This window comes from Pantoea sp. Taur (assembly GCF_009830025.1).
Taxonomy (GTDB): domain Bacteria; phylum Pseudomonadota; class Gammaproteobacteria; order Enterobacterales; family Enterobacteriaceae; genus Pantoea; species Pantoea communis.
Genome location: NZ_SZZZ01000015.1, coordinates 71346 through 89689 on the forward strand (window position 1 = coordinate 71346; position 18344 = coordinate 89689).

At 54.0% G+C, this 18344-nt stretch carries 11 protein-coding genes; 7 read left to right on the forward strand and 4 right to left on the reverse strand.

What is annotated here, in order from left to right:
* Positions 1 to 8 precede the first annotated feature (8 nt).
* The 6 genes from mukF (at position 9) to FD744_RS18770 (ending at position 9886) form a co-directional block, all read left to right on the forward strand.
* Positions 9 to 1331 (forward strand): chromosome partition protein MukF, encoded by a 1323-nt coding sequence (gene mukF, locus FD744_RS18745; RefSeq protein ID WP_034820534.1) that lies wholly within the window; start codon positions 9 to 11, stop codon positions 1329 to 1331.
* Positions 1312 to 2046 carry a chromosome partition protein MukE gene (gene mukE / locus FD744_RS18750; RefSeq protein WP_034820531.1) on the forward strand — a complete coding sequence of 245 codons (735 nt, stop codon included), beginning with the start codon at positions 1312 to 1314 and terminating at the stop codon, positions 2044 to 2046. Before mukF ends, mukE begins: the two co-directional genes overlap by 20 nt.
* Positions 2043 to 6509, forward strand: a complete 4467-nt coding sequence (gene mukB, locus FD744_RS18755; protein ID WP_160868956.1) for a chromosome partition protein MukB — start codon at positions 2043 to 2045, stop codon at positions 6507 to 6509. Before mukE ends, mukB begins: the two co-directional genes overlap by 4 nt.
* Positions 6510 to 6689: 180 nt before the next feature.
* Positions 6690 to 8480, forward strand: coding sequence for a L,D-transpeptidase (gene ldtD / locus FD744_RS18760; protein WP_370662141.1), 1791 nt, complete (start codon positions 6690 to 6692; stop codon positions 8478 to 8480).
* A 188-nt stretch (positions 8481 to 8668) separates the two neighbouring features.
* Positions 8669 to 9220: a YcbK family protein gene (locus tag FD744_RS18765; RefSeq protein WP_034820522.1), complete on the forward strand. Its 552-nt coding sequence runs from the start codon at positions 8669 to 8671 to the stop codon at positions 9218 to 9220.
* Between the two features lie 36 nt (positions 9221 to 9256).
* The gene (locus FD744_RS18770; protein WP_058961771.1) at positions 9257 to 9886 is read left to right on the forward strand and encodes an MBL fold metallo-hydrolase; all 630 of its coding nucleotides are present in this window, start codon (positions 9257 to 9259) and stop codon (positions 9884 to 9886) included.
* 42 nt (positions 9887 to 9928) lie between these two features.
* Here the strand turns inward: FD744_RS18770 and FD744_RS18775 are convergent, their stop codons facing one another.
* The 4 genes from FD744_RS18775 to pncB form a co-directional block, all read right to left on the reverse strand.
* The gene (locus FD744_RS18775) at positions 9929 to 11119 is read right to left on the reverse strand and encodes an amino acid aminotransferase (RefSeq protein ID WP_034820516.1); all 1191 of its coding nucleotides are present in this window, start codon (positions 11117 to 11119) and stop codon (positions 9929 to 9931) included.
* Positions 11120 to 11317: 198 nt separating this feature from the next.
* Positions 11318 to 12427: a porin OmpC gene (ompC, locus tag FD744_RS18780; protein WP_304622138.1), complete on the reverse strand. Its 1110-nt coding sequence runs from the start codon at positions 12425 to 12427 to the stop codon at positions 11318 to 11320.
* Positions 12428 to 12727: 300 nt separating this feature from the next.
* Positions 12728 to 14128 (reverse strand): asparagine--tRNA ligase, encoded by a 1401-nt coding sequence (asnS, locus tag FD744_RS18785; RefSeq protein WP_034820510.1) that lies wholly within the window; start codon positions 14126 to 14128, stop codon positions 12728 to 12730.
* 149 nt (positions 14129 to 14277) lie between these two features.
* The gene (gene pncB / locus FD744_RS18790; protein ID WP_166932039.1) at positions 14278 to 15483 is read right to left on the reverse strand and encodes a nicotinate phosphoribosyltransferase; all 1206 of its coding nucleotides are present in this window, start codon (positions 15481 to 15483) and stop codon (positions 14278 to 14280) included.
* Between the two features lie 244 nt (positions 15484 to 15727).
* Here pncB and pepN point away from each other — a divergent pair, with 244 nt between their 5' ends.
* Complete coding sequence (pepN, locus tag FD744_RS18795; RefSeq protein ID WP_160868958.1) at positions 15728 to 18343, forward strand: aminopeptidase N; 2616 nt, start codon at positions 15728 to 15730, stop codon at positions 18341 to 18343.
* Position 18344 lies beyond the last annotated feature (1 nt).

The following is an 18344-nucleotide window of genomic DNA, read 5'->3' on the forward strand; positions in this document are numbered from 1 at the left end:
GATCAACTATGAGCGAATTTTCCCAGACGGTCCCCGAATTGGTGGCATGGGCGCGCAAGAATGACTTTTCACTTGCGTTGCCGGTAGAACGTCTGGCCTTTTTGCTGGCTATCGCCACCTTAAACGGTGAGCGCATGGACGGTGAAATGAGTGAAGGTGAACTGATCGATGCGTTTCGTCACGTCAGTAAAGCCTTTGAGCAAACCCATGAAACCGTGCAGGTGCGTGCCAACAACGCCATCAATGACATGGTGCGTCAGCGTCTGCTCAATCGCTTTACCAGTGAGCTCACTGAAGGCCACGCGATTTACCGTCTGACGCCGCTGGCCATCGGCATTACCGACTACTACATTCGCCAGCGTGAATTTTCCACGCTGCGCCTGTCAATGCAGCTGTCGATTGTGGCGCAGGAACTGAAGCGCGCTGCGGATGCCGCTGAAGAAGACGGTGATGAATTCCACTGGCATCGCAATGTCTTTGCCCCGCTGAAATATTCCGTGGCCGAGATTTTTGACAGCATCGACATGACGCAACGTCTGATGGATGAGCAGCAACAAGCGGTGAAAACCGATATTGCGGACCTGCTCAACAAAGACTGGCGTGCCGCGATTTCAAGCTGTGAACTGCTGCTGTCCGAAACCTCCGGCACACTGCGTGAACTGCAGGATACGCTGGAAGCGGCGGGTGACAAATTGCAGGCCAATCTGTTGCGCATTCAGGATGCTACGCTGAGCAGCCCGGATTTGGGCTTTGTCGATAAGCTGGTTTTTGACCTGCAAAATAAGCTGGACCGCATCATCAGTTGGGGGCAGCAGGCCATCGATTTGTGGATTGGCTACGACCGCCACGTACATAAATTTATCCGTACCGCTATCGACATGGATAAGAACCGCGTCTTCGCGCAACGTTTACGCCTGTCGGTGCAGAACTACTTCGACCAGCCTTGGGCATTGACCTACGCGAATGCCGACCGTCTTTACGATATGCGCGATGAAGAGATGACGCTGCGTAATGACGAAGTGATGGGCGAACTGCCGCCAGAGATGGAGTACGAAGAGTTTAACGAGATTCGTGAGCAGCTTGCCGCGATGATCGAAGAAGCATTGCAGATTTATAAGCTGGAGCAAAAGCCGCTCCATCTCGCTACGGTGATGCGCGATTACCTGGCGCAATACCCGCGTGCGCGCCACTTTGATTTGGCGCGTATCGTCATCGATCAGGCAGTACGCCTCGGTGTCGCCGAAGCTGATTTAGCCGGTCTGCCGGCAGAATGGCAGACTATTAATGATTACGGAGCCAAGGTGCAGGCACATGTCATCGACAAATATTGAACAAGTGATGCCAGTTAAACTGGCGTTGGCACTGGCAAACCCGATTTTCCCGGCGCTTGATAGCCAGTTACGCGCGGGACGCCACATTGGTATTGAAGAGCTGGATAATCACGCTTTTCTGATGGATTACCAGGAGTACCTGGAAGAGTTTTATGCGCGCTACAACGTTGAGCTGATGCGCGCGCCGGAAGGTTTCTTCTATCTGCGTCCACGTTCCACCACGCTGATTCCACGCTCGGTGCTGTCCGAGCTGGATATGATGGTCGGTAAGATCCTGTGTTACCTCTACCTCAGCCCGGAGCGTCTGGCCAATGAGGGGATTTTCACCCAGCAGGAGCTGTATGACGAACTGCTGTCACTGGCGGATGAGAGCAAACTGCTCAAGCTGGTAAACCAGCGTTCGACCGGTTCTGACCTGGATCGTGCCAAGCTGCAGGAAAAAATGCGTGCTTCGATCAGCCGCCTGCGCCGCTTAGGTATGGTGTGGTACATGGGCAACGACAGCAGCAAGTTCCGCATCATGGAGTCGGTATTCCGCTTCGGTGCGGATGTGCGCAGCGGTGACGATGCGCGTGAAGCACAGCTGCGTCTGATCCGCGACGGCGAAGCCATGACGCTGGAGAACAAAGCCGCGGCCAACGAGAGTGATGATGCAGATAACGACAATGACGTTGAAAGCGATGCGAATGATAACGCGGAGGATGAACAGGAATGATTGAACGCGGTAAGTTTCGTTCGCTAACGCTGATCAACTGGAACGGCTTCTTTGCCCGTACCTTTGATCTCGATGAGCTGGTGACCACGCTCTCCGGCGGTAACGGTGCGGGTAAATCCACCACCATGGCGGCTTTTGTCACGGCGCTGATCCCCGACCTCACCTTGCTGCATTTCCGTAATACCACAGAAGCGGGGGCCACCTCGGGCTCTCGCGATAAAGGTCTGCACGGTAAACTGCGCGCGGGTGTCTGTTATGCGGTGCTGGATGTGGTCAATTCGCGCCATCAGCGCGTGGTAGTCGGCGTGCGTCTGCAACAGGTTGCTGGACGCGATAAAAAAGTCGATATCAAACCCTTCAGTATTCATGGCCTGCCGACCGATTCGCAGCCGACCGATATGCTGACCGAAATCCTTAACAGCCGCCAGGCGCGCGTATTACCGCTGGCGGAAGTGAAAGAACGCGTTGAAGCGCAGGAAGGCGTGCAGTTCCGTCAGTACAACTCGGTTACGGATTACCACGCCGTCCTGTTCGAGCTGGGCGTGGTGCCGCGTCGTCTGCGCACCGCGAGCGACCGCAGTAAGTTCTATCGTCTGATTGAAGCCTCGCTGTACGGCGGTATCTCCAGCGCTATCACCCGTTCACTGCGTGATTATCTGTTGCCAGAAAATGGTGGCGTGCGCAAAGCCTTCCAGGATATGGAAGCCGCGCTGCGTGAAAACCGCATGACGCTGGAAGCGATTCGCGTTACGCAGTCCGATCGCGACCTGTTTAAGCATTTGATCTCTGAAGCCACCAGCTATGTGTCGGCAGATTATATGCGTCACGCCAACGAGCGTCGCATTCACCTCGATGGGGCACTGCAACTGCGCAATGAGCTGTTTACCAGCCGTAACCAGTTGGCTTCGGAGCAGTATCGCCACATCGAAATGGCGCGTGAACTTTCTGAGCACAACGGTGCAGAAAGCGATCTGGAAACCGACTATCAAGGCGCCAGCGATCACCTGAATCTGGTCCAGACAGCCATGCGTCAGCAGGAGAAGATCGAGCGCTATGATGCCGATCTCGAAGAGCTGACTTACCGCCTCGAAGAACAGAATGAAGTGGTGGCGGAAGCCCGCGAAGTACAGGAAGAGAATGAAGCGCGTGCCGAAGCGGCTGAAATTGAAGTGGATGAGCTTAAAAGCCAGTTAGCCGATTTCCAGCAGGCGCTCGATGTGCAACAAACGCGGGCAATTCAGTATCAGCAAGCATTGCAGGCGCTGGATAAAGCGCGCGCGCAGTGTCAGTTGCCCGATCTGACCATCGATAATGCGACGGAGTGGCAGGAAACCTTCCAGGCACGCGAAGAAGAAGCCACCGAGCAACTTTTACGTCTGGAGCAGAAACTCAGCGTGGCCGAAGCGGCGCACAGTCAATTTGAGCAGGCATTAGCGCTGGTGACCAGTATCGCCGGCGAAGTGAGCCGTCAGGATGCATGGCAAGTGGGACGCGACTTATTGCGCGATGCCGCTAACCAGCGTCATCATGCCGATCAGCTCTCTTCGCTGCGCCTGCGTCTCAATGAGCTGGAAACGCGCCTGCGCGAGCAGCATGATGCCGAGCGCCTGTTAGCCGATTTCTGCAAGCGTCAGGGGCAACAGTACGATGCCGACGCGCTGGAAGGGCTGCAGCGCGAGCTGGAAGCACAGATTGAACAGCTGAACGAAAGCGTGTCCGATGCCGGTGAACGCCGCATGCTGATGCGCCAGGAACTGGAACAGCTGCGTGAACGCATCACTGCACTGACGGCGCGTGCGCCACATTGGCTGGCCGCGCAGGAAATCCTGACGCAGCTTAGCGAGCAAACGGGTCAGGCGCTGACTAACAGCCAGCAGATCACTGAGTTCATGCAGCAGTTGCTGGAGCGTGAGCGTGAAACTACCGTTGAACGTGACAATGTGGCGGCACGTAAACGTGAAGTCGAGCAGCAGATCGAGCGTTTAAGTCAACCTGGTGGTGCGGAAGATGCTCGCCTGACGCAACTAGCGGAACGATTTGGCGGCGTACTGCTGTCGGAAATTTACGATGACGTCACACTGGATGACGCACCGTACTTCTCGGCGCTGTATGGCCCATCGCGTCATGCGATTGTGGTACCCGATTTATCTCTGGTGCGTGAACTGTTGGATGGCCTGGAGGATTGCCCGGAAGACCTCTATCTGATTGAAGGGGATCCGCAGGCGTTTGATGACAGCGTCTTCAGTGTTGATGAGTTGGAAAACGCCGTGGTAGTGAAAGTGGCTGAGCGTCAATGGCGCTACTCTCGCTTCCCTAAAGTGCCGCTGTTTGGCCGCGCTGCGCGTGAAAACCAGCTGGAACTGCTGAACAATGAACGCGACCAGCTGGCAGAACGGTTTGCCACTTTGTCCTTTGACGTGCAGAAAACGCAGCGCTTGCATCAATCCTTCAGCCGCTTTATCGGTAGCCATTTAGCGGTGGCCTTTGATGAGGATCCTGAAGCGCTGATCCGCCAGCTAAACAGCCGTCGTGGCGAGCTGGAACGGGGTCTGGCACAGCATGAGAATGATAACCAGCAGCAGCGTGCCCAGTTTGAGCAGGCTAAAGAGGGTGTCAGCCAGCTCAACCGCCTGCTGCCACGCGTGAATCTACTGTTGGATGATTCACTTGGCGATCGCTGCGAAGAGATCCGTGAACGCGTCGAAGAAGCTCAGGAAGCGGCGCGCTTCCTGCATCAGCATGGCGCTAAAATCAGCAAGCTGGAGCCGCTGGTGTCGGTGTTGCAAAGCGATCCGCAGCAGCACGATCAGCTGGAGCGCGATTACCAGCAAGCACAGCAGCAGCAGCGTGATGCGCGTCAGCAGGCCTTTGCCCTGACGGAGGTGGTGCAACGTCGCGCCCACTTTAGCTATGAAGATTCTGCCGGCATGCTGACCGGCAACAGCGATCTCAATGAAAAACTGCGCCAGCGTCTGGATCAGGCGGAGGGCGAGCGCAGTCGTGCGCGTGAACGTCTGCGCGAACATCAGGCGCAGCTGACACAATATTCACAAGTGCTGGCATCACTGAAAAGTTCCTATGACGCCAAGCGTGACATGCTGAAAGAGTTGCAGCAGGAGATGCAGGACATCGGCGTGCATGCCGATGCCAGCGCCGAAGAGCGCGCCCGCGCCCGACGCGACGAACTTTATACCGCATTAAGCCATAACCGTGCTCGTCGTAATCAGCTGGAGAAACAGCTCACGTTCTGCGAAGCCGAAATGGACGGCCTGCAGAAGAAACTGCGCAAGCTGGAGCGTGATTATCACCAGATTCGTGAGCAGGTCGTCAGCGCTAAAGCAGGCTGGTGTACGGTGCTGCGTCTGGTCAAAGAGAACGGCATGGAGCGTCGCCTGCATCGTCGTGAGATGGCCTATCTGGGCGGAGATGAACTGCGTTCAATGTCGGATAAGGCATTGGGTGCACTGCGTCTGGCGGTGGCGGATAACGAACATCTGCGTGATGTACTGCGCATGTCGGAAGATCCAAAACGTCCAGAACGCAAAGTACAGTTCTTTATCGCAGTGTATCAGCATCTGCGCGAACGTATTCGTCAGGACATCATTCGTACTGACGATCCGGTTGAAGCCATTGAGCAGATGGAAATTGAGCTGAATCGTCTGACGGAAGAGCTGACGGCACGCGAGCAGACGCTGGCCATCAGTTCACGCAGCGCGGCGAATATCATTCGTAAAACCATTCAGCGTGAGCAGAATCGTATTCGTCAGCTGAACCAGGGCTTGCAGGCCGTGAGCTTTGGTCAGGTTCGCAGTGTACGTCTGAATGTTAACGTGCGTGAAGCGCACTCTACGCTGCTCGATACCTTGTCTGAAGAACATGAAGCGCATCAGGATCTGTTTACCAGCAATCGTCTGACCTTCTCCGAAGCGCTGGCGAAACTCTATCAACGTCTGAATCCACAAATTGATATGGGGCAGCGCACACCACAGACCATCGGTGAAGAGCTGCTCGACTATCGCAACTATCTTGAGATGGAAGTGGAAGTGAACCGCGGCTCCGATGGCTGGCTGCGCGCGGAGAGTGGTGCGTTGTCAACCGGTGAAGCGATCGGTACCGGTATGTCAATTCTGGTGATGGTGGTGCAAAGCTGGGAAGAGGAATCACGTCGTCTGCGCGGTAAAGATATTTCGCCATGCCGACTGCTGTTCCTTGATGAAGCGGCGCGTCTCGATGCCCGCTCCATCGCCACCCTGTTCGAACTGTGTGAGCGTCTGGAGATGCAGCTGGTGATTGCTGCGCCAGAGAACATCAGCCCGGAGAAAGGCACCACCTACAAGCTGGTGCGTAAAGTGTTTAACAACACTGAACACGTGCATGTGGTGGGGCTGCGTGGATTCTCGGCAGATCCTGTGCCAGCAAAACGCGACACCAGTGATATCGATTTAGAAACAGAAAATACCTGACGCTGAATCTGGTTAAAAAACAGCGCACCGTTTAATCTGTAAGCGGCATCTGCACACTGAGGCAGATGCCGTTTTTTATTTGTATACTCAACAATAAGAGTAAGGCTGTACATAGCGAAAACAGGGCGCTGTGTCTTAGGTGAGAAGGGGGCAGGGATGTGGCTGAATAGAAGAAGCAGAATGAATCGTGCGGTACTCGCACTCAGTGTTTCACTGGTATTGTCGCCGCTGGCCACCAGCCATGCCGCGATCATTGCCGCTTTACCCGGAACTTCACATAGCGCCATGTCAGTGGCGGCGAGTCAGCATCAAATTCAGCAGGCTTTTAGCCCCAGTCAGCAGCCTTTCTATCTGCCGGGATTAGCCGGTATCTACGCCGCGCGTAATATGGCGCCACTCTGGCAGGATCAGCAAGCGGTGCAGGCTTTCCAGCAACAGTTGGCGGAGGTGGCGCTTTCCGGCGTCCAGCCACAGTTTACTCGTTGGGTTGAATTACTGACTAATCCCACGATTACCGGCATGGCGCGCGACATCGTGCTGAGCGATGCCATGTTAGGCTATTTGCAGTTTGTCGCCAATGTGCCGACGCAGGGTGAAACCTGGCTGTACAGTAATGTTCCCTACAAATTGACGATGCCGGGCGTAGCTGCCATTAACCAGTGGCAAAATGCGGTAAACGGTGGTGGCAGTCGCGCGTTTATCATCTCGCTGGCACCGCAACATCCTCAATATGCGCCGATGCACAGTGCGCTCAAAGCGCTGCTGACCGATAACCGCCCATGGCCACAACTGCGCGACAGCGGGACGCTCCGCCCCGGCCAAATTAGCAACGATGTGCCTGCGCTCAGAGAGATTTTGCAGCGGACCGGCATGCTGACTGCAGCAACGCACAGCAGCACACCGACGCCAGCTGATGATGCCGTGCCGACAGCACCTGTGCCGGTCAGCCAGAGCAATCAGCCGATCGCGGTGAGTCCATCGGCGGCCAGCGTCAATGATTTGTCTGCACAGGCACCAGCTGCAACCGGCAACGTGGTGGCGAATACCACGCCTGCTGGTGACAATGTGTATGACGCCGCGCTGGTGGAAGGGGTAAAACGCTTCCAGCACTGGCAAGGTCTGGCGGATGATGGGGCGATAGGCCCTCGCACGCGTGAGTGGTTGAATGTGTCACCGCAGATGCGCGCATCGTTACTGGCACTGAATATCCAGCGCCTGCGTCTGCTGCCGGATGATATGCATAACGGCATTATGGTGAACATTCCCAACTATTCACTCACCTATTACAACAACGGAGCCACGATTTTGTCATCGCGGGTGATTGTCGGTCGTCCCGATCGTAAAACGCCACTGATGCGCAGTGCGTTGAACAATGTGGTGCTCAATCCACCGTGGAATGTGCCTACCACGCTGGTGCGTCAGGATATCGTGCCGAAGGTCAAACAAGATCCCGGATACCTCTACAAGCACGGCTATACCTTACTGTCGGGCTGGAGTGCGGATGCCGAAGTGATCGATCCGTCGATGATTGACTGGCATATGGTTTCGGCAGCCAGTTTCCCGTATCGCATTCGTCAGGCTCCAGGCGCGATGAACTCGCTGGGTCGATATAAGTTTAATATGCCGAGTTCCGATGCCATCTATTTGCACGACACGCCTAACCATGGCTTGTTCCAGCGCGATATTCGCGCACTGAGCTCTGGTTGTGTGCGCGTGAATAAGGCCTCTGAACTGGCCGACCTGCTGCTGCAGGATGTGGGTTGGAATGACAGCCGCATCACCGACACGCTGAAACAGGGCGACACGCGCTATGTGCCGATTCGCCACCGCATCCCGGTTAATCTCTATTATTTAACCGCATGGGTCGCGGCGGATGGACAGCCGCAATATCGTACAGATATTTACAATTATGATAACCCTGCGCGCTCCGGTAGCCAGGTTCTGTCAAAAGCAGGAAAACTTCTCCTCTAGTCATTGATTTTCCAGATTTCACCTCTCTTCGAAAAGATCAGGGCCCGTCGCAAAATTTCGGTTTTGCGCGGGTTTTGGTCATTCTGTGACACATTGCGGGTTGACTGACCTCCAGGCTGCGGTTACTGTTCGGCCTTGTGTACTTTTTACACATTTTTTTATCGCTTTAGATTAGGTAACCCCGCTACATGGCTAATTTTGATTCTCAACGTCGTCGATTGCTCCTGATTGGAGGCGCAGCGGCAGGTTTGTCTCTGCTTCCTGGTTCAGCGCTGGCTTCGCTTTCCACCTCGCGCCCCCGAGTATTGACGCTTAATAACCTTCACACCGGTGAAACCCTTAAAACGGAGTTTTTTAACGGCAAGAGTTATGACAAGGATGAGTTAGCCCGCTTAAATCACTTCTTCCGTGATTACCGCGCCAATCAAGTGAAACACATCGATCCGCATCTGTTTGATCAGCTCTATCGCTTACAGATGGTGCTCAACACCCGCAAACCGGTGCAGCTGATCTCAGGCTACCGTACGCTGGCCACTAACAACATGCTGCGCGAATCGGGTCCTGGCGTGGCCAAACACAGCTATCACACCAAAGGGCAGGCAATGGATTTCCATATCGAGGGAATTTCATTAAGCAATGTTCGCAAAGCGGCGTTATCTATGCGCGCCGGTGGTGTAGGATATTACCCGCGCAGCAACTTCGTACACATAGATACCGGGCCTGCAAGGCACTGGTCCTGATACCGGCAGCGCTGCGTGTGTCGGTCATGGAGCGCTATGAATTACCACATTATTCCGGTTACGGCCTTTTCTCAGAACTGCTCGGTCATCTGGGATGACGAAACCCAGCAGGCAGCGCTGGTGGATCCCGGCGGTGATGCCGAGACGGTTATTGCCGTATTGGCTGAGCGAGGATTAACCCCCGCGCAAATTCTGCTGACGCATGGTCATCTTGATCATGTGGGGGCCGCCGCTGAACTCGCCGCACATTATCAAATTCCTATTGTTGGCCCTCACAAGCTGGATGCGTTCTGGCTGGATAATTTGCCGACGCAAAGCCGCATGTTTGGCCTGCCGGAATGTGCGCCACTGGCGCCGGATCGCTGGCTGGAAGAGGGCGAAACGGTGCAGGTTGGGAATGTCACGCTGGAAGTGCTGCTGTGCCCGGGTCATACGCCGGGACACATTGTGTTCTTCGACCGGGCTGGGCGCTTATTGATATCGGGTGATGTGATTTTCAATGGCGGTGTCGGACGTACCGATTTCCCGCAGGGCAGCCACAGCGATTTAATCAATGCGATTAACACTAAGCTGTTACCGCTGGGTGATGATGTGACCTTTGTGCCGGGCCACGGTCCGATTTCCACCTTGGGTCGGGAGCGTATCAGTAATCCGTTCCTGCAATAAAAAATGGGCCATTAAGGCCCATTTCTCATTCTACTGACTTGTTTAGAGTACAGCGACAATCGCTTCACAGAGCGCAGACATATTGTCTGGCGTCATCCCAGCCACGTTCACACGACCAGAGTTAACGGCATACACGCCGAACTCGTCACGCAGGCGCACAACCTGATCTTTGGTCAGGCCGCTAAACGAAAACATGCCATTCTGCTTAATGATAAAGCTGAAGTCCTGTTTCGCGCCTTTCTCTGCCAGGGTATTCACGAACAGCTGACGCATGCGCTGGATGCGCTGACGCATGTCTGTCAGCTCCTGCACCCAGATGGTACGCAACGCGTCGTTACCGAGGATGGTGGCGACCACAGCGGCACCGTGTGAAGGTGGGTTAGAGTAGTTAGCACGGATGCTGTATTTCACCTGGCTAAAGGCGGTTTTCGCGACATCGCTGTTGGCGGCAACCAGCGTCAGTGCACCGACACGCTCGTTGTACAGGCCAAAGTTCTTGGAGTAAGAGCTGGCAACAATCAGCTCCTGATGAGACGCGGCGAAAATACGCAGACCTTCTGCATCCTCATCCAGGCCACGTGCAAAGCCCTGGTAAGCGAAGTCGAACAGTGGCAGCCAGCCTTTTTCCTGCGATAGCTTCGCCAGCTGTTGCCACTGGTCCGCGGAAGGATCGACGCCAGTCGGGTTGTGGCAGCAGCCGTGGAAAAGAACCACGTCGCCGGCTTTGGCTTCCTGCAACGAAGCGACCATGCCTGCGAAATCGAGGCTATGGTTGGCCGCGTCGTAATACTGGTAATCACAAACTTCCAGACCCGCCGCGTTGAATACGTTTTTGTGGTTCGGCCAGCTAGGGTTGCTCACCCACACGCGCTTCACATTGGTCTGCGTCGCGAGGAAATCCGCAGCGACGCGCAATGCACCGGTGCCGCCTGGGGTTTGTGCTGTGCACGCGCGGCCCGCTGAAATCAGCGCGCTCTCTTTGCCGAACAGCAATTCCTGAGTGCAGCGAGCAAAGTCGGCCAGACCATCAATGCTCAGATAATTTTTGGTGGTTTCATTTTCCAGCAGATACTGCTCAGCTTTTTTAACACTGGTGAGTACCGGTGTTTTACCGGTTTCATCTTTATAGACACCAATGCCAAGGTTGATTTTATTCGGGCGGTCGTCGGCGCGAAACAGGTCAGCCAGTCCCAGAATAGGATCGGCGGGTGCGGCAGAGATCGATTCAAACATGAGTCAGTTCCGTTTGGGTGAACTTTAGCGAAATGAGCTATCAGGTTAGCGTCAGATGATACGCTTGCCAACCGCTGACATAAAAAAGAAATAAGCCGCGTGTATAAAGTAGTGGCGCTAATTGAGAAGCTGATCACTGAAAAGCAAAACGGAGCCCGAAGGCTCCGCTTTTAAGCAAAACAAGTCTCTAATCGAAGATTAGAACTGGTATTGCAGGCCAACACCAACCACGTCGTCAGTGCTTACGCCCTGAGCACGGGTATAGTTGTTGTCGTCCAGCAGGTTGATTTTGTAATCAACATAGGTAGACATGTTTTTGTTGAAGTAGTAGTAAGTACCGATTTCGATGTATTTAACCAGATCAGCATCGCCGCCAGCGAAGGTAGCACCGTTAGCGGTGTTGCCATTCAGGTCCTTACCTTTAGACTGCAGGTAAGCGATGGACGGACGCAGACCGAAGTCGAACTGGTACTGTGCAACCACTTCGAAGTTCTGAGTTTTGTTAGCGGTCTGACGAGCAGTGCTACCGTATGCGGTGGTGTTACGTGATTCACCGTAGAAGGCTGCCAGGTACACGTTGTTCGCGTCATATTTCAGACCGAAAGCGTATGCGTCAGCTTTATCGCCGTTACCGTCAGCAACCTGGTCGGAAGTACGGTCAGAAGAGAAGTATGAACCAACAGCGCTGATGCCCATACCGGTGTCATAGGCTACAGAAGTACCCCAGCCATCACCGTTTTGATACAGTGGATCACGGCTGCCTTCGTTTTTGCCCTGGTACTGTACAGCGAAGCTCAGGCCGTTAACCAGACCGAAGAAGTTGCTGTTACGGTAGGTAGCCAGACCGCTTGAACGACCAATCATGAAGTTGTCGTTTTCCTGGTACAGGGTATCGTCACCGAATACTGGCAGCTGGTCAGTGTAAGACATTGCGTCATAGATAACGCCATAGTTACGACCGTAGTCGAATGAACCTGCGTCACCGAATTTCAGACCTGCGAAGCCCAGACGAGTTTTGTTACCGTCTTGAACATCGGCACCGCCTTCAGTGTGGTTAGCCTGAATGTTGTATTCCCACTGGCCGTAACCGGTCAGTTGGTCAGTAATCTGAGTTTCACCCTTGAAGCCAAAGCGAACATAAGTGGCGTCGCCGTCGTTGCTAGCGTCGTCAGAGAAAGTGTGACGTGCATCTACTTTACCGTACAGGTCCAGTTTGTTGCCGTCTTTGTTATAAATTTCTGCTGCGTTTGCTGCGCCGGCAGCTAACAGAGCAGGGATAACCACTGCAAGAATGTTGCGCTTCATCATTTTTTATTACCCTCATTGGAGTTATTTGGACATCTGCCACTGCCGTCAAGAAACCTTTACGGGAACCTTGAAAGAAGTTTGATGTCTCCTGTGTCTGCACGCATCTTTCCATCACAGGGTTGCTATTTCTAGCCCGAAAATGATTCAAATCTCGCAATTACGTATCAAAAAGAAATTTTGTATTACAATTTGTAAAATATCGGGAACTTTGTGAGAGAACTCTAAATTTACAAAAATAAAAAAAGGCCGGCAGTGCCGACCTCGTTATATATATGAATTACTTATATTTAATCGCGAATTTTAGAAATTAGCGTTACGTGGAGTACGAGGGAAGGGGATAACATCCCTTACATTTTGTACGCCGGTGACATAGGCGATTAATCGTTCGAAACCTAATCCGAAGCCAGCATGTGGCACGGTGCCGTAACGGCGCAGGTCACGATACCACCAGTAATCTTCTTTATTCAGACCCATTTCAGCCAGACGCGCATCCAGGACATCCAGACGCTCTTCACGCTGTGAACCACCGATGATTTCACCAATGCCCGGCGCCAGAACATCCATTGCCGCCACGGTCTTACCATCTTCGTTCATACGCATATAGAACGCTTTGATATCTTTTGGATAGTTCTTCACCACCACCGGCGCTTTGAAGTGCTTCTCGGCCAGGTAACGTTCATGTTCGGAGGAGAGATCCACGCCCCAGGACACAGGGTTTTCGAATGTCTGGCCGCTTTTCAGCAGAATGTCGACCGCATCGGTGTAGTCTACTTGGGCGAAATCGGTTGTGACAAAACGTTCTAAGCGAGCAATCGCATCTTTGTCTACGCGTTCAGCGAAGAACGCCATATCGTCAGCACGCTCTTCAAGCACCGCCTTGAACACATACTTCAGCATGGCCTCAGCCAGTGCAGCAGCGTCGTCAAGGTTAGCGAAAGCGACTTCCGGCTCCAGCATCCAGAATTCCGCTAAGTGACGGCTGGTGTTGGAGTTTTCTGCGCGGAAGGTCGGGCCAAAGGTATAGACTTTTGACAATGCACAGGCATAAGTCTCGGCATTCAGCTGGCCAGAAACGGTCAGGAAGGCTTCTTTACCAAAGAAATCTTTGTCGTAGTCAACTTTGCCCTGCGGATCGCGCGGCAGGTTTTCCATGTCCAGCGTAGAGACGCGGAACATCTCGCCCGCACCTTCTGTATCCGATGCGGTGATCAGCGGGGTAGAAACCCAGAAATAACCATTTTCGTGGAAGAAGCGATGTAGCGCCTGCGCCAGAGTATGACGTGTACGCGCCACGGCACCGACCAGATTGGTGCGTGGACGCAAGTGTGCGACTTCACGCAGGTATTCGATACTGTGGCGTTTTGCCGCCATTGGATAGGTATCCGGATCGTCTACCCAGCCGGTGACTTCTACGTTGGTCGCCTGCAGTTCAAAGGCCTGGCCTTCGCCCGGTGATTCCACCACTTTACCAGTGACAATCACAGAACAGCCCGTGGTCAGACGCAGCACTTCATCCTGATAATTATTCAGAGAATTATTGACGACGGCCTGAACGGGATTAAAGCAGGAACCGTCATAAACGGCGATAAAGGAAAGACCGGCTTTGGAATCTCTTCGGGTACGCACCCAACCACGTACGGTGACTTCACTGTCAACCGCGACACGGCCGTGCAGTACATCCGCTACAGGCACTACGCTCATAAATATCTCTCTATATATAGAAGTGGATAAAAGCCCCATTTCGGGGTTTTGCTATGTTACTTGCGAGCCATCAGGAAACAAGCAATTTTGCAGGGGAAAAAGGGAGATTTGTTGTGAAAGAGCAGGGTGCGGGCACCCTGCATCCATGATTAGCTGGCTCTTTTCACCAGAGGGAGGTCGAATGCTTTACGCAGGGCGCGCACGAAGGCTTTGTCCTGGCAGATAGTTTTACCTGGGCTGTCAGAGAGTTTCGCCACCGGTTTGCCATTACAGCTCACCAGTTTAATCACGATGTTTAGTGGTGTGACGCCAGTAATATCACAGGTCAGGCGCGTACCAATGCCAAACACCACGTTGGCGCGTTGACCAAAGTGACGATATAACGCCAGCGCTTTATCCAGATTGAGGTTATCTGAGAACACCAACGTTTTACTCTTCGGATCGATATCCAGACGCTGATAGTGCGCAATGGCTTTTTCACCCCACTCCACGGGATCTCCCGAGTCATGGCGCAAACCCTGATAGCGATGAGCAAAGCCCGGGCCGAAATCACGCAGGAAGGCATCCATGGTGATGCAGTCTGTCAGCGCGATACCGAGTTGGTCATCATACTCATCCAGCCAGGATTGCAGCGCCGCGCGTTGGCTATTCGCCAGCACCGGGCTGATCTGTTGATGTGCCTGGAACCACTCATGGGCCTGAGTGCCCACCGGATTAAGCTGTAAGCGCCGGGCGAGATCGTAATTGCTGGTGCCCACTAACCACGGGAATTCCGCTTTTAGCGTACTGACGATCGCTTCCTGAACCGCTTTGGAGTAGCGGCGACGGGTACCAAAATCCATCAACTGGAAGCGGGACATATCGAGATCGCCCACCTGCTGACGGAAATCGACCAGCTTCTGCTGTAACTGAGTGACCGCTTGTTCCACACCGATCTCCGGTGTGCGATGGCGATGCACCACTTCACTGATCAGCGCCAGCAGCGGCACTTCCCAAAGAATAACTTCGCGCCATGGCCCGCTGATCTGAATAGACAAACGGCCATTCTCATTGCGCACCCTGACCTGAGAGGGATCAAAGCGGAATTGGCGCAGCCAGTTGAGGTAATCGGATTCAAAGAAAGGTAAGCCGCTGAGATAGTGATATTCGTTGTCGCTCAGGGCAAGAGAAGGCAGCGTATCGAGTTGCGCGCGAATTTCATCGGCATACTGGCCGAGCAATTCATCGCCGCGACAACGAAATTCTGCCGTTACCGGGACATCGTAGTAACGATGATAAACGGCCTGCTGCATATGAAGCTTATACGCATCGGTATCAAGCAGCGTGGTCAAAATCGGGGAAGCATGTCCAGTCATGGTGCGTTTCAGCATCCTCTTCCGCGGAGCAGAGCCCGGTGTCAACAAAGTCATAAAGACGCAGGAGTATAAAACAGTAATGACCGCGATCACACCATAATTGCGGGTGGCAGGTCGAGGGTCATTTGTGCCATTGTTAATGAATTGTAGCCTTTTGCACGAAGGCACGCATTGTGCGTGGCAACGAAGGCACAACCCGCTTAGACTTTGACGGGTCAACATATTAACGATGCGAGAAGGACTTATGACGCAACAGCCGCAAATCAAATATCGCCACGACTACCGTGCGCCGGATTACACCATCACCGATATCGACCTGACTTTTGACCTCGATGCCGCCAGCACGCGCGTGACGGCGGTGAGCCAGGTGAAGCGTCTCGGTGCTGCGGATGCCGAACTGCGTCTGGATGGCGAAGACCTCACGCTGGTGTCGCTGGCGGTGGATGGCCATCCCTGGTCACACTATCGTGAAGAAGAGGGCGCGCTGGTCATCAGCCAACTGCCCGACAACTTTACCCTGACCATAATTAATGACATCCATCCGGATACCAACACCGCGCTGGAAGGGTTGTACAAGTCGGGTGATGCACTCTGTACCCAGTGTGAAGCGGAAGGTTTCCGCCATATTACCTGGTATCTGGATCGCCCGGACGTGCTGGCGCGCTTTACCACCACCATCATTGCCGATGCGGCAAAATATCCGTTCCTGCTCTCCAACGGCAATAAATTAGAGAGCGGTCGTCATGAAGATGGTCGCCACTGGGTGAAGTGGCAGGATCCGTTCCCGAAACCGTGCTATCTGTTTGCGCTGGTGGCGGGCGATTTCGACGTGCTGCGCGACAGCTTTACCACGCGTTCCGGCCGTGATGTGGCGCTGGAGATCTTCGTCGATCGTGGCAATCTCGATCGTGCCGACTGGGCGATGACCTCTTTGAAAGCCAGCATGAAATGGGATGAAGAGCGCTTTAACCTCGAATATGACCTCGACATCTTTATGATCGTTGCGGTGGATTTCTTCAATATGGGCGCAATGGAGAACAAAGGCCTCAACGTCTTCAACTCCAAATATGTGCTGGCGAAAGCCGAGACCGCCACTGATAAAGATTATCTCGGTATTGAGGCAGTGATTGGTCACGAATACTTTCATAACTGGACCGGTAACCGCGTCACCTGCCGTGACTGGTTCCAGCTCAGCCTGAAAGAGGGCCTAACCGTGTTCCGCGACCAGGAGTTTAGCTCTGACCTGGGCTCGCGTGCGGTTAACCGCATCGACAACGTACGCGTGATGCGCGGCGCACAGTTTGCCGAAGATGCCAGCCCAATGGCGCACCCGATCCGCCCGGATCAGGTGATCGAGATGAACAACTTCTATACCCTGACGGTGTACGAAAAAGGCTCTGAAGTGATTCGCATGATGCATACTCTGCTCGGCGAAGCCAATTTCCAGAAAGGCATGCAGCTCTATTTTGAGCGTCACGATGGTAGTGCGGCCACCTGCGACGATTTTGTTCAGGCGATGGAAGATGCCTCCAATGTTGATCTGTCACAGTTCCGCCGCTGGTACAGCCAGGCGGGTACGCCGGTGCTGACGGTGCGTGATGACTACAATCCTGAACTGGAGCAGTACACGCTGCACGTGACACAACACACGCCACCAACGGCCGAGCAGAAAGAGAAGTTGCCGCTGCATATCCCGCTGGATATCGAACTGTACGACAACGAAGGCAAGGTGATTCCGCTGCAGCATAACGGCCATCCGGTGCATCATGTGCTGAATGTCACCGAGGAGTTCCAGACCTTTATTTTCGATAACGTGCACTTCCAGCCGGTGCCTTCGCTGCTGCGTGAATTCTCGGCGCCCGTGAAGCTCGATTATAAATGGAGCGATGCGCAGCTGACCTTCCTGATGCGTCACGCCCGCAATGATTTCTCGCGCTGGGATGCGGCGCAAAGTTTGCTGGCGACTTATATTCGTCTGAATGTCGCGCGCCATCAGCAGGGACAACCGCTGTCGCTGCCGTTGCACGTGGCGGATGCCTTCCGCGCGGTGTTGCTGGAAGAGCAGGGCGATCCGGCGTTAACCGCGTTGATTTTGTCACTGCCTGGCGAGAATGAAATCGCCGAGCTGTTTGAGGTGATCGATCCGCTGGCGATTTCTGCGGTGCGTGCGGCGCTGGTGCATGCGCTGGCAACCGAACTGAGCGATGAACTGTATGCGGTGTATCTGGCGAATCAGAGTCACGAATATAAGGTTGAGCATGCGGAAATCGGCAAGCGTGCATTGAAAAATGTCTGCCTGAGCTATCTGGCGTTCGCTGATGTGGAGCAAGCGGATAAGCTGGTGCAGGCGCAGTACCATAATGCCAACAATATGACGGATGCGCTGGCGGCGCTCTCGGCGGCGGTGGCTGCACAGTTGCCTTGCCGTGAAGCCTTACTTGAGGCTTATGATGAGAAGTGGCATCAGGATGGTCTGGTGATGGATAAATGGTTTGTATTGCAGGCGACCAGTCCAGCGGAGGATGTGTTGAGTAATGTGCGTAAGCTGCTCAATCACCGCTCTTTCACCATGGGCAACCCGAACCGTATCCGCTCTCTGATTGGTGCCTTTGCCTCGGGCAATCCAGCGGCATTCCATGCCAAAGATGGCAGTGGCTATCAGTTCCTGGTAGAGATGCTGACCGACCTCAACACACGTAATCCGCAAGTTGCTGCGCGCATGATTGAGCCGCTGATTCGCTTGAAGCGTTACGATGCCGATCGTCAGGCGCTGATGCGTCAGGCGCTGGAAACCCTGAAAGGTCTGGATAAGCTGTCGGGCGATCTGTACGAGAAGATCACCAAAGCGTTGAACGCCTGAT